The organism is Pandoraea sp. LA3 (assembly GCF_022696215.1).
Lineage (GTDB): Bacteria > Pseudomonadota > Gammaproteobacteria > Burkholderiales > Burkholderiaceae > Pandoraea > Pandoraea capi.
In genome coordinates this window covers 297990-310030 of the sequence record NZ_PTPY01000031.1, presented here as the reverse complement: position 1 = coordinate 310030, position 12041 = coordinate 297990, and the positions used below count along the sequence as shown (strand labels likewise).

At 62.8% G+C, this 12041-nt stretch carries 12 protein-coding genes; 9 read left to right on the top strand and 3 right to left on the bottom strand.

The window, feature by feature from the left end:
• Positions 1–8 precede the first annotated feature (8 nt).
• On the top strand, positions 9–776 hold the full coding sequence (locus C5N93_RS13520) for an ATP-binding cassette domain-containing protein (protein WP_242559699.1): 768 nt from the start codon (positions 9–11) through the stop codon (positions 774–776).
• A gap of 24 nt (positions 777–800) precedes the next feature.
• Positions 801–2525, top strand: a complete 1725-nt coding sequence (locus tag C5N93_RS13515) for a cyclic peptide export ABC transporter (RefSeq protein WP_242559653.1) — start codon at positions 801–803, stop codon at positions 2523–2525.
• 102 nt (positions 2526–2627) lie between these two features.
• Here the strand turns inward: C5N93_RS13515 and C5N93_RS13510 are convergent, their stop codons facing one another.
• On the bottom strand, positions 2628–3245 hold the full coding sequence (locus C5N93_RS13510; protein ID WP_242559652.1) for a nitroreductase: 618 nt from the start codon (positions 3243–3245) through the stop codon (positions 2628–2630).
• 127 nt (positions 3246–3372) lie between these two features.
• Between C5N93_RS13510 and C5N93_RS13505 the strand changes: the two genes are divergently transcribed.
• Entirely contained in the window at positions 3373–4116 is a 744-nt protein-coding gene (locus tag C5N93_RS13505; RefSeq protein WP_242559651.1) for a 4'-phosphopantetheinyl transferase superfamily protein, read from the top strand.
• Positions 4117–4152: 36 nt separating this feature from the next.
• Here the strand turns inward: C5N93_RS13505 and C5N93_RS13500 are convergent, their stop codons facing one another.
• On the bottom strand, positions 4153–4809 hold the full coding sequence (locus C5N93_RS13500; protein ID WP_242559650.1) for a LysE family translocator: 657 nt from the start codon (positions 4807–4809) through the stop codon (positions 4153–4155).
• A 100-nt stretch (positions 4810–4909) separates the two neighbouring features.
• Between C5N93_RS13500 and C5N93_RS13495 the strand changes: the two genes are divergently transcribed.
• The 4 genes from C5N93_RS13495 to C5N93_RS13480 all read left to right on the top strand — a co-directional run bounded on the left by C5N93_RS13495 (position 4910) and on the right by C5N93_RS13480 (position 8659).
• Positions 4910–5758, top strand: coding sequence for a LysR substrate-binding domain-containing protein (locus tag C5N93_RS13495; RefSeq protein WP_150721809.1), 849 nt, complete (start codon positions 4910–4912; stop codon positions 5756–5758).
• A 27-nt stretch (positions 5759–5785) separates the two neighbouring features.
• On the top strand, positions 5786–6706 hold the full coding sequence (locus C5N93_RS13490) for a LysR family transcriptional regulator (RefSeq protein WP_242559649.1): 921 nt from the start codon (positions 5786–5788) through the stop codon (positions 6704–6706).
• Between the two features lie 106 nt (positions 6707–6812).
• A complete protein-coding gene (locus C5N93_RS13485) occupies positions 6813–7583 on the top strand; it encodes a class II aldolase/adducin family protein (RefSeq protein WP_277990298.1) in 771 nt (256 codons plus the stop codon).
• Between the two features lie 215 nt (positions 7584–7798).
• On the top strand, positions 7799–8659 hold the full coding sequence (locus C5N93_RS13480; RefSeq protein ID WP_242559648.1) for a phosphatase PAP2 family protein: 861 nt from the start codon (positions 7799–7801) through the stop codon (positions 8657–8659).
• A 42-nt stretch (positions 8660–8701) separates the two neighbouring features.
• On the opposite strand, the gene C5N93_RS13475 is transcribed toward C5N93_RS13480, so the two are convergent.
• Positions 8702–9655: an AraC family transcriptional regulator gene (locus tag C5N93_RS13475; protein ID WP_242559647.1), complete on the bottom strand. Its 954-nt coding sequence runs from the start codon at positions 9653–9655 to the stop codon at positions 8702–8704.
• Positions 9656–9794: 139 nt separating this feature from the next.
• On the opposite strand from C5N93_RS13475, the gene C5N93_RS13470 reads away from it, so the two are divergent.
• Together C5N93_RS13470 and C5N93_RS13465 are read left to right on the top strand one after the other, a co-directional pair.
• Complete coding sequence (locus C5N93_RS13470; RefSeq protein ID WP_242559697.1) at positions 9795–10829, top strand: aldehyde reductase; 1035 nt, start codon at positions 9795–9797, stop codon at positions 10827–10829.
• Between the two features lie 134 nt (positions 10830–10963).
• Entirely contained in the window at positions 10964–12031 is a 1068-nt protein-coding gene (locus C5N93_RS13465; RefSeq protein WP_242559646.1) for an aldo/keto reductase, read from the top strand.
• Positions 12032–12041: the final 10 nt, after the last annotated feature.

The following is a 12041-nucleotide window of genomic DNA, read 5'->3' as shown; positions in this document are numbered from 1 at the left end:
CCTCGCCGATGTACGACCTGCGCGACGCGTCGTTCAAGGTCGGAGACCGCACCTTGTTGCAACCGCTCACGCTCACGCTTGCACCACGCCGCGTGATCGGGCTGATCGGGCACAACGGGTCGGGCAAATCGACGCTGATCAAGCTGCTCGCCCGTCAGCAGGCGCCCGCCGGGGGAGAGATTCGCTTCGAAAACAAGCGGCTGGACGACTGGCAGGGCCGGGCGCTGGCACGCAAGATTGCCTATCTGCCGCAGCACACGCCGCCTGCGGCCGGTCTGCGGGTGCGGGAACTGGTGCGCTTCGGTCGGTATCCGTGGCATGGGCCGCTGGGTCGTTTTTCCGCGCAGGATCTGGCGCGGGTCGACGAGGCGATGGAGCTGACCGGCGTCGCGCGATTCGCCGACCGGCTGGTCGATACGCTCTCAGGCGGCGAGCGTCAGCGCGTGTGGCTGGCGATGCTCGTCGCGCAGGATGCCGACTGCCTCCTGCTCGACGAACCCATTGCCGCGCTCGACGTCGCGCATCAGGTGGAAGTGCTCTCGCTCGTGCAGTCGCTCTCACGCACACGTGGGCTGGGTGTGGTGGTGGTGCTTCACGACATCAACATGGCCGCACGGTTTTGCGACGAGATCGTGGCGTTGCGCGGCGGGCGTCTGTGTGCCCGGGGCACGCCGGCCGACCTGATGACGAGTGAGCGTCTGGAAGAGATCTACGACATCGCCATGGTGGTGATGTCGCATCCGCAAACCGGTGAGCCGGTTTGCGTCGTCCGTTAAGTTTCACGATTGGGGAAAATTGCCATGACCGACCGTTCCACTGGTCAATCGCCTGACAAGACGCGCATCGGGCACGAGCTGTTCCGGCTGTTCCGGCCCTTCCTCCCGATGAGCCTGTTTTCTACGGTCATGGGCGTGGTCGCAGGTCTCACCACGGCGTGGCTGCTCGCGACGATTAACGACGGCCTGCATGCGCCCGACGGCATCACCGGCAAGACGGTCGTGACGTTCGTCGTGCTTTGCGCGGTCACCCTTGCCGGCAATGCGATTTCCGGCGTGGGCAACAGCGTGATCGGCCAGAAGATCATTGCGGCGCTGCGCAAGGACATCTCGGCGCGTATCGTCTGCGCGCCTATCGCCGAAGTCGAGCGCTATCGCGTGCACCGGTTGCTCGCCACGCTCAACAGCGACGTCGACACCGTCAGCGCCGTGACCTTCAACTTCCCCGGCTTCATGGTGGCCGTGGCGATCGCGCTCGGATGCGTGGTCTATATGCTGGTGCTCTCGCCGCTGTTGTTCCTCTTCGCGCTGGCCGCCATCCTGATCGGTCTGGGGATCAATCACTACGCGTCGCTGCGTTGGGATTTCCACTATCAGGGGGTGCGCGGCGCACAGGACGACCTTCAGAAGCAGTACCGCGCGATTACCGAAGGTGCCAAAGAATTGCGCCTGAACCGCGCCCGTCGTCAACGCGTGTACGGCGAGCAACTCTCGGGCGCCGCCGATCTGATCAGCGAGCTCAAGAGCCGCGCCATGCGTCTTTACTACGCGGCCAACGCGATGGGCAGCATGCTGTTCTTCGTCGTGATCGGGTTGATTCTTCTGTTGCAGTCGAGCCTTGGCGTGGATTCGCGCGCCGTCAGCGGCTTCGTGATCGTGCTGCTCTACATTCGCGGGCCCATCGAGATGATTGCCGGCGGCCTGCCGACCTTGATTCAGGCGCGTGTCTCGTTCCAGCGCATTGCCGAACTCACGAGTCAGTTCCGCAATCAGGAACCGCGTCTGATCGACGGCCCGGCGCCCGGCGAACCGGCCTTTCCCACGATGCAGACGCTCGCGCTGAAAAAGGCGACGCACGTGTTTCCTGCCGTGGGCGACAGCACGCAGTTTCAGCTCGGGCCGATCGATCTCGAGATCCGTCGCGGCGAAACGCTGTTTATCGTGGGCGAGAACGGTTGCGGCAAGACCACGCTGATCAAGACACTGCTCTCGCTCTATAGCCCGGGAGACGGCGAGTTGCTCGTCGACGGCAAGCCGGTGCCGGCCGAGCGGCTTGACGATTTTCGTCAGCAGTTCTCGGCGGTGTTCTCCGACTATCATCTGTTCGACGATCTCGTGGCGAGCGATCCGCAAACGCTGGCGCATGCGCAGGCCTATCTGGAGCAACTCGGGTTGGCGCACAAGGTGAGCATCGTCGACCGGGCGTTCTCCACCATCGATCTGTCGGCCGGGCAGCGCAAGCGGCTGGCGCTGGTGCATGCGTACCTGGAAAACCGTCCGTGGATGGTGCTCGACGAATGGGCGGCAGATCAGGACCCGACGTTCCGCCGCTACTTCTATCAGGAGATGCTGCCGGACTTCAAGCGTCAGGGCAAAACGCTGATCGTCATCTCGCACGACGATCGGTATTTCGGTCTGGCCGATCGCGTGGTGCGTCTGCATCAGGGGCGCATCGTCGAGGAAGCCGACGGCAGTACGTTCGCCTACGAGCCGAATGTGGATGCGCCGGTGAGTGCTTCAGTGGAGTGAACCGCGCTGGGGCGATGGTATGAAAAAGGGGCCGCCGAATCGGCGACCCCGGTCAGGTCGAACCTGTGGGTGAGGGCGGTGGCGCGAGAGTCCGCTGCCGTGTCAGATGCTGGAACGGCCGAGCCACTCACGCACGTGGTCGCCGCGTTCGGCGCGAGGCGAGACTTCGGTATTTTCCGGCGGCGTGCCGACGAACAGGAACCCGAGAATGCGCTCATGCGGTTCGAAATCCAGCGCTTCGTGCAGATCGCGGTCGTAAGCATCGGGCCCCGTGGCCCAGAAGCCGCCGTAGCCGAGAATATGCAGCGCATTGAGCACGTTCATGGTGGCAGCGCCCACGGACAGCAGTTGCTCGCCTTCCGGCACGCTGGTCTTGGTCGAGACCGACGCCGCGATGACGACGATGACCGGTGCCGCGAACGCCTTCTGGCGCCGTTGTTCGTGCGTCTCTGCCGGCTGATCGGGGGCACGTTTGGCGGCGATCTCCACGAGCACCTGACCCAGTTCGTCGCGCGCCTCGTCGCGGATCACCACGAAGCGCCACGGGCGCAGACGACCATGATCCGGTGCACGCAAGGCGGCGTCGAAGGCAAGATTGAGTTCGGCGTCGCCCGGCGCGGGCTCGACGAGCGGCCAGTGCGACTGGCGACTGAGCAGGGCGTCCAGCGCGAGCTGGCGCGTAGCGTTGGCAGGAGCGACAAAATCAGTGTTCGAACCCATCGGGAATTCCTCCAGTTTTCTGAATCCCAATGATCGGCGATTTTTTCTCAAAAATCAAAATGATTCTCATTTACATGATGTTTCATGATCGTGTCGGCGCGGCTGGAAACAGGACTGAGGTCGCCGCATGACGGCGCCTGCACGACAGCTGCATGGCGCTGGCAGGTGGCCTGCGGACGTCGACGTCTGGCATGTACCGCTGGGCGGCGCGCCGGCGGCTCAGGCGAGGGAGGCGGCTGACGCGACGCCGGACATCTACCGTTATCTCGATGCCGATGAACTGGCGCGCGCGCGACGGTTTCGCTACGACGTTGACCGGGAGCGCTTCGCGAAAACCCGCTCGGCGCTGCGGGTGCTGTTGAGCAAGTACACGGGAATACCACCCGAGTCGATTGGCTTCACGCAGGGCGAATTCGGCCGCCCGGAACTGGCGCCGGCGGGCGCGGAACCCGGTGCCGGCCTGTCTTTCAACGTTTCCCATACGGGAGGCGATGCGCTGATCGCCATTTCCCGAACGTGCAGCGTCGGTATCGACCTTGAGGTGAAGCAGCGTGCGCTCGATTGGCAGGCGCTTGCGCCGCTCGTGTGCACGGCGCAGGAACGTGCCGTCATCGACTCGCTGCCTTCACCGGCCCGGTGCGACGCCTTCCTTCGGTGCTGGACCGCCAAGGAGGCCATTCTGAAAACGATTGGCCTGGGGATTACCGAGGGGTTGTTGTGCCTGCGAGTCGATGTCGGCCATCTTGCCGTGCAACGCCCCATCGTCGCTGATGCCTCGCGCTTTCAGGCCGCCGGGCAGTTGAACTTCCTGTGGATCGACGACGTGCCGGGGTGTCAGGCCTGTCTGGCGTGGCAGGCCCTGCCGGTCTGAACGTCTGAAAGCGCACGCTACCGTCGTTTTCCGCGTTCAGACGAAAGCTTCCACCACCATGCGCGCCGCAAGCGCCAGCAACACCGACCCCATGAACCATCGTTGCAACGTCATGAGGTGAGGGCGGGTGGCGAGGAATTTCGCGGTGCTGCCCGCGCCGATGGCGACGGTTCCGTTCACCAGCGCGAACGCCAGAATCATGATCGACCCGAGGCGCATCGACGTTTCCAGAATGCTGCCGCCCTGATCGCGCGCGAACTGCGGCACGAGGGTCAGGAAGATCATGGCGAGCTTGGGGTTCAGCAGGCTTGTCGTCGCCCCCATCATGAACAGCCGACGGGGCGGTTCGTAAGTGAGCGCTCTCACTTCGAACGGCGACCGTCCGCCCGGCTTCAGCGCCTGCCAGGCGAGATACGCGATATAGGCCGCTCCCGCGATGCTCAGCCCGAGCATCGCGAAAGGCATTTTGACGAAGAGTGCCGTGATCCCGAACGCTGCCGCAAACATGTAGAACAGGTAGCCGACCATGACCCCTGCGAACGACGTGAGACCCGCCGTGCGGCCCTGCGCAATCGAGCGCGACATGATGTAGACCATGTTCGGCCCCGGGGTGATGGCGAGCAGGCTGCATACGGCGAGGAAGGCGTAAAACGAGGAAGCGCTGGCGGCGGAAGTCAGGGCGGGCTCAGGCATGTTGGTGCTCGATGTGGCGGAGGTTTGCACCAGTATCCGGCGGCACCTGTCGTCGGTAAAGCAATATAATCTGAGTCAATTCATCAGAATTTCTGAGTAAATGAAAAGACTCGATTTCGATGTGCTCGAGATGGTGGTGGCGGTCGCCGAGACCGGCTCGTTCGCGCGCGGGGCGGAAGTTGTGCATCGCTCGCCTTCCGCGCTGAGCATGCAGATCAAGGCGCTCGAAGACGACCTCGGCAAGCCGCTGTTTGTGCGCAGCACGCGCCACGTGGTCATCACGCCGGAGGGGCAGACGCTGCTCGATTACGGGCGGCGGATGCTGGAGATGCGGGCCGAAGCGTGGGCGTCTATCGTGCGCCCGGAGATGACCGGGCGCGTAACGATCGGCATCCCTGACGACTACGCCTCGACGCTGCTGCCGCAGGTGCTGCGCAAGTTCGCGGTGGCGCATCCGCGTGTCGAAATCCGCGTGTTGGGACTGCCCAGCAGCGCACTCGCGCCACTGCTCAAGGACAACACGCTCGATCTCGCCTGCCTCACGAAGTCGAAAGGCGTGACGGGGACGTTCATTCGCGTGGAGCCGATGGTGTGGGTCGGTACGTCGACACGCCCCGTGTGGAAGGAGCGTCCGTTGCCGGTGGCGTTGTTCGCGCCGGGGAGCAACGCGCGAGCGCGGGCGATCAGCGCACTCCAGCGTGAGAATATCCCGTATCGCATGTCTTACGAGAGCCCGAGCCTGCTGGGCTTGATCAGCATGGTCGAGGCGGGGTTGGCGGTTGCGCCACTGGCGCGATGCAGCGTACCGTCGCATCTTTTGCAGCTCTCTCAGAGCGACGGTCTGCCGCCGCTCGATGACCTGGAAGTCGTGCTGGCACGCAGCGCCACGTCCAATCGTCCGCCCTGCGACTTTCTGGCCGAGCAGATCCTGAGCGAGCTGCGCGCTTAACTATCGAACCGCGAACCGCAAACCGCTATGGCACTGAGCCGATTGAATGCCCGACAACTGGAGACGTTTCTCGCGATTGCGGACTGCGGGAGCATTGCGCGCGCGGCCGACCGGGTGTGTCTCACGCCGTCTGCCGTGAGCCAGTTGCTCGGCGAGCTGGAGCGGGAAGTGGGATTCCGTCTCTTCGACCGGACCACGCGTCGCGTGTCGCTCACGGTGGCCGGTGCGGATTTCCTGCCAGCGGCTGCCGCGGCGATGACGCAACTCCATGCTGCCGAACGGTCGGCCAAGCACATTCGCGAGCGCGCTTCGGGCGTGATCCGCGTGGGCGCGCCGCTCGTGCTCTGCGCCGCCGTGTTGCCCGACGCCATTGCCGCTTACCGTCAGCACCATCCGAACGTGACGATCCGTCCGTCGGACGTCGAAGTCGAGAAACTTGTGGCATCGGTCGCGGACGGGCAGATCGACATCGCGCTCGGGCCGAACCAGCCGCTGGGTGAGCGAGTGAGCGCGACGCCCCTGTTCGATAGCCCGTGGGTGGTCTGGTGTTCGCCGCAGCACGCGCTCGCGCGCTACGACATCGTGCCGTGGGAGGCGCTGCGAGAGACGTCCGTCGTCGCCACCGGGCGCGATCACGAATACAGCGTCACGCGCATGCTCAGCGACCAGCCGGAAGGGCACCGCGTGCTGCCCGTCGAAATTGTCGAGAACGTCACCACGGCGTTCGGTCTGGCCCGCGCCGGGCTTGCCGTGACGCTGGCGCCCGACTATGTGCAGGGCTTCGCACGCAGTCAGGGGCTCGTGATGCGCCGCACCGGAAAGCCGGAGACGATTCGCCAGATTTGCCTTTATCACGCCAGAGAGCGGGCATTGTCGCCGGCGGCCACAGGGTTTCATGCCTTTCTGGAGCAATGGGTCGGCGATTGGTATCGGACGTTGGGGGCATGAGATGTCGACGGTATTCGTAAGTGTTCTTTAGGAATCGATTAGCAGAAGTCGCGATGTGACACGCCGGGCCGCGTAGACTCTTTCGGGTAATGAGGAGACACGCAACATGACAACAATTTCCGGATGCCACGTATTTGATGACTTCACCCAGCCCGAGGGGATGAGCGATAGCGAATGGGCGGCACGATGCGAACTCGCCGCCTGTTATCGGGTTTTCGACGATCTCGGCTGGACGGAGCTGATTTACAACCACATCACGCTTCGTCTGGTCGACGCCACCCCGCCTGCCTTTCTCATCAATCCGTTCGGTCTGCATTATTCCGAGGTCACGCCGCTCAATCTCGTCAAGGTGGATGGCAACGGCAATATCCTCGGCAATCGCGACTATCCGATCAATCCGGCCGGTTTTACGGTGCATGCCGCATTGCATCACGGGTTGCCCGGAGCGCACTGCGTGATGCACACGCATACGACGGCGGGTGTGGCGGTGGCCTGTTCCGCCGCTGGATTGCGCAGCGATAATTTCTACAGCGCCCAATTGCAGACACGTGTCGCGTATCACGATTTCGAAGGGGTGACGGTCAACCCGGAGGAGGGGCCACGGCTGATTCGCAGCATCGACGGAAAAAAGGCCGTCATTCTGAGAAACCACGGTCTGCTTTCCTGGGGCGGCAGCATTCCCGAAGCCTTCACTTATCTCTGGACGTTAAATCGCGCCTGTGAAATTCAGCTTGCCACGAGCATGATGGGGCCGTCGCTGGCCATTGCGCCGGAAATTACGGAGAAATGCGCGCGCGATGCGCTGCAATTCGATCCGGCATTCGGCGCCGGCCGCGATGTCTTCGATGCGTTGGTGCGCGTCGCTTTTAAACGGTGATTAAAAGTTAACTACTAAATTATCGGGTTATTCACAAAAATCTTGAAAACTTAGATATATTTCGAGACGTCGTTTGCGTGTCATGTTTCGTTTAACTAATAAAACAAGAGTGAGCGAAATGCATGTCCCCCAATCTCTGGCGTCTCTATTGGGCCACGTGGCTGGCCAATATTTCGTTGATTGTTGTGGATGTTACGTGGGGCGGACGTGCGGGAATGTCCGTTCTGCGAAGTGATATCGAATGGATGATCGTGCGCTGCGGTCTGGGCGTATTGCTGGCGTCGATGCTAATGCTTGCAGCGGTTTCCCGTCGGTTGCTGGCGACGGCGCGTGGCGATGCCTACAGGGAAGCCGGGGTTGGCGTGCTGTGGGTGACGACGCTGGCGTGCTTTAGCGGCGCGGCCATGTTTTTTCAATACCTGTCGGTCTCCGTGTCCGCCCCCGATATCGCCAACTGGCTGGTGTCTGCCGACGCGCGTCTTGGCATCGACTGGCCCTCGCTTTATCACGCGATGCGCGCGCGGCCATGGCTGGATGCCACGCTTTCCATTGCGTACCAATCGGTGTTTCCGCAATTGGCGTTATTGCCGCTGGTGCTTATTTACACCCGAAACATCGCCAGTTATGCCGAGTTCGTTGCGCAATTCATGGTGGCCAGTGCGATTGTGATGTTGATTGCAACGCTGTTCCCGGCGGAGAGCGCTTTCGTTCATTTTCACATTCAGGATCCGAATACCGTTTCGACGGTATCGGATTTCATGGCCTTTCGAACCGGCAAGATGCGGGAGCTCTCGATCTGGACCGCGCAGGGACTGATCTCCTTTCCGTCGTTTCACGCAGTGCTGGGCGTGCTGTTCACCTACGCAACGCGTAAGGTCGAGCGCCTGTTCCCTTTCGTTTTCGGGGGGAACGCTCTCATGATCGTGTCCACGCCGACGCACGGCGGACATTACGTCTGGGACGTCATCATGGGACTCGTGGTTGCCGCGATCGCCATCGCGATCGGCCGTGTGCTGGCGGGCGTGCGTCGCGACGTAAGTGCGCCGGCGCCGGTCATTGACTACCGAGGCACGTGAGGGAGGCTTTATACGGCCTGCATCCGGCCTTGCATGCGGACTTCATGCGCCCGCATTTCTGAACGCTTTCGGCGAGCTCCCGGTGACCCGCTTGAACGCATTGCTGAAGGCGCTTTCCGAGGCGTACCCCAGCGATTGGGCGAGCGTTGCCACCGGTGTCTTGCCTTCGCGCAACGTCTTCTCGGCAAGCCGCATGCGCCATTCGGTGAGATAGGTGAGGGGCGCGACGCCCGCAATCTTCTTGAAGTGGAACGCGAACGTGGTGCGCGACATGGCACAAGCCTGCGCCAGGTCTTCGAGATGCCAGTCACGCGCCGGATCGTCGTGCATGAGGCGCAACGCCGGCGCGAGGCGGGGATTCGCCAGTGCGCGCAGCCACCCTGCGGGCATCGGGCTCGACGTCTCGAGATGCGCCCGCAGAATCTGGATGAAGAGCATTTGCGCCAGTTGCCCCGCCACGAGCGAGGCGCCGGGCAGATCGTTCGCCCGTTCCTCGACCAATTGCGTGAGCAGCCACCGGAAGCTCGTCGCCTGAGGCGACGCCGCGGGCACGTGAATCCACGGCGGCAGGACGTCCGCCAGCAGGCGGCCACTCGTCGGATCCAGCAGCACGTGTCCGCCTAGCTGCGAGAAGTCCTTGCCGTCGCCAAGTGTCGTGATGCCACTGCGCGCGCCGGTAAAGACGCTCATCGCATCGACCGGCGTCGTCTCCAGATCGCCCGCCAGCACGAACGAGCGCTTGGCCGTCAGCAGTCCCACGTCGCCGGTTCGGAAGTGTGTCGGCTCGGACACGCCGTCGATCACGACCCAGCACTCGCCTTTGAGCACGGCAAAGAACTTGATCTTGTCGGGCGCGGGAAAGCGCAGCGCCCAGGGTCCGCCTGCGTTGAAACCGCCGGTCACGATGGATTCCGCGTTCGTGAATTTCAGGATGTCGGAGAAAGGGTCTGAGCTCATATTCGTACGATTGCGAAAGTAAGTCGAACTATAGAGCATTCACAGTCCGAGTGCCGGGCCGTAATCTTCTCGCATGTTCAGACATTGGGACATCCCACTTTCTCGCCGCGACGTGTCGGCGAACAACCCTCCCTCTCGCCTTGATTCCCCGGCGCTTCAGGGACTTCAGAGATTCATGATGGAAAACGAACTGGTTTTGGTGACCGGCGGCACAGGCTTCATTGCCCAACACTGCATCATCGCGCTGCTGGGCGATGGCTACCGCGTGCGGACCACCGTGCGCTCCCTCTCGCGCGAAGCCGAAGTGCGCGAGCAATTGAAGACCGGCGGTGTCGACGCGGGCGACCGCCTGTCGTTCGTCGCCGCCGATCTGGCGTCCGACGACGGCTGGCATGAGGCGGCTGAAGGATGCGCCTATGTGCTGCATGGCGCTTCGCCCACACCGACCGGCGAAAAGGCCGGTGAGGACGATTGGGTCAAGCCGGCGGTCGACGGCAACCTGCGCGTTCTGCGCGCGGCGCGAGCCGCAGGCGTGAAGCGCGTCGTGCTGACGTCGGCCTTCGGCGCCATCTGCGCCGGGCACAAGAAGCCGAAAAACCGCCCGTTCGACGAAACGGACTGGTCCGATCTGTCGGGTGACGTGTGGCTTTACCAAAAGTCGAAAACGCTCTCGGAGCGCGCCGCGTGGAACTTCATCGCGCGCGAAGGCGGTGATCTCGAGTTGTCCGCCGTCAACCCGGTCGCCGTCGTCGGCCCGGCGCTCGGCAAGGATTACTCGCACTCGATTCGCCTGATCAAGAATCTGATGGACGGGCAACCCGGCAGCCCGAAAGTGAATTGCGGTTTCGTCGACGTGCGTGATGTCGCCGATTTGCACTTGCGGGCCATGACGTCCCCGGCGGCGAAGGGAGAGCGCTTCCTGGCGATTTCCGGGGACAGCATGTGGATCGCCGATGTCGCCAAGGTGCTGCGCGATCGGATGGGCGCCGCCGCGAGCAAGGTGCCTACGCGCGTGCTGCCCAACTGGGTCGTGCGTCTTGGTGCGCTGAAAGACCCGACCATGCGCGGCGTCGTGCCATTGCTAGGCGTGGACATGAACGCCACGGGCGAGAAAGCGCGGCGACTGTTGGGCTGGACACCGCGCCCGCGAGAGGAGGCGATTGTCGCGACGGCCGAAAGCCTGATCCGGCTGGGGTTGCTGAAGGACGCGTGAGGATGATTCATCTATCTCATAGATTGATGACATCAAAAATCAGAACTTAAAAAATCAATAGGTTATCGTCAAACTAGGCTCACGATCGGTTGAGGTGACTCGACTGGGTTTCTGCAAATTTGTGAGCCGACATCATGAAATACCTGCCGCTGGGCCGCTCCGGCCTTTTGGTTTCCCAATACGTGCTCGGCACGTTGACGTTCTCTGGCACCAATGGTTTTGAAGCGTTGGGCGACATTCAGGTCGATCAGGCGCGTCGTATGGTCGATCTGGCGCTGGATGCCGGCGTCAACGCGTTCGATACGGCCAACCTCTACTCCAAGGGCGACGCGGAAGTCGTTCTCGGTCAGGCGCTGGCCGGGCGTCGTGACGACGTCTTGATCTTTAGCAAAGGCCGCTCAGGCATGACGGATGGTCCCAACGGTGGCGGCGCTTCGCGCGCTCACCTCACGTCGGAGCTTCATGCGTCGCTCAAACGACTCGACACCGATTGGCTCGACCTTTACTTCGTGCATCAGTGGGACGGCGTGACGCCGATCGAAGAGACCGTCGAAACGATGTCCGGATTCGTCAGAAGCGGCAAGATCCGCTACTGGGGCATTTCGAACTACAGCGGCTGGGCCGTCGCCAAGACGGCAATGCTCGCGCAGGCGCCGGGCTTCGTGCCGCCGGTTGCGCACCAGATTTACTACACGCCGGAGGCCCGCGAAGCCGAGTACGAACTGCTGACGGCCAACCGCGAATTCGGTCTGGATTCGATGATCTGGAGCCCGCTCGGTCAGGGGTTGTTTGGCGGTCAGGCGCGTCGGGATGGCACGACGCCAGCCGGCACGCGACAAGCCGCCGCGGGTTGGCTTGAACCGCACGTGACCGATTGGGAACGTTTTGGCAAGGTGCTCGACGTCATCGAACAAGTCGCGCAAGAGACCGGCCGCAGCGTGCCGCAAGTCACGCTCGCGTGGGTGCGTGAGCGTCCGGGCGTTGGCACGGTGGTCCTCGGTGCGCGTAATGAGGCACAGCTTGCCGAGAACCTGGCCTCCGCCGACCTCGTACTGACGGCCGACCAGGCTGCCCGTATCGAAGCTGTGGGGCGTCCGCTGCCGATCTATCCGTTCTGGCATCGCGCCATGTGGGCCATGGACCGCACGACGTCCGCTGAACAAGGTTACCTCGCGTCATATCGCAAGACCATCGGCATCTGACGGCCGGGGA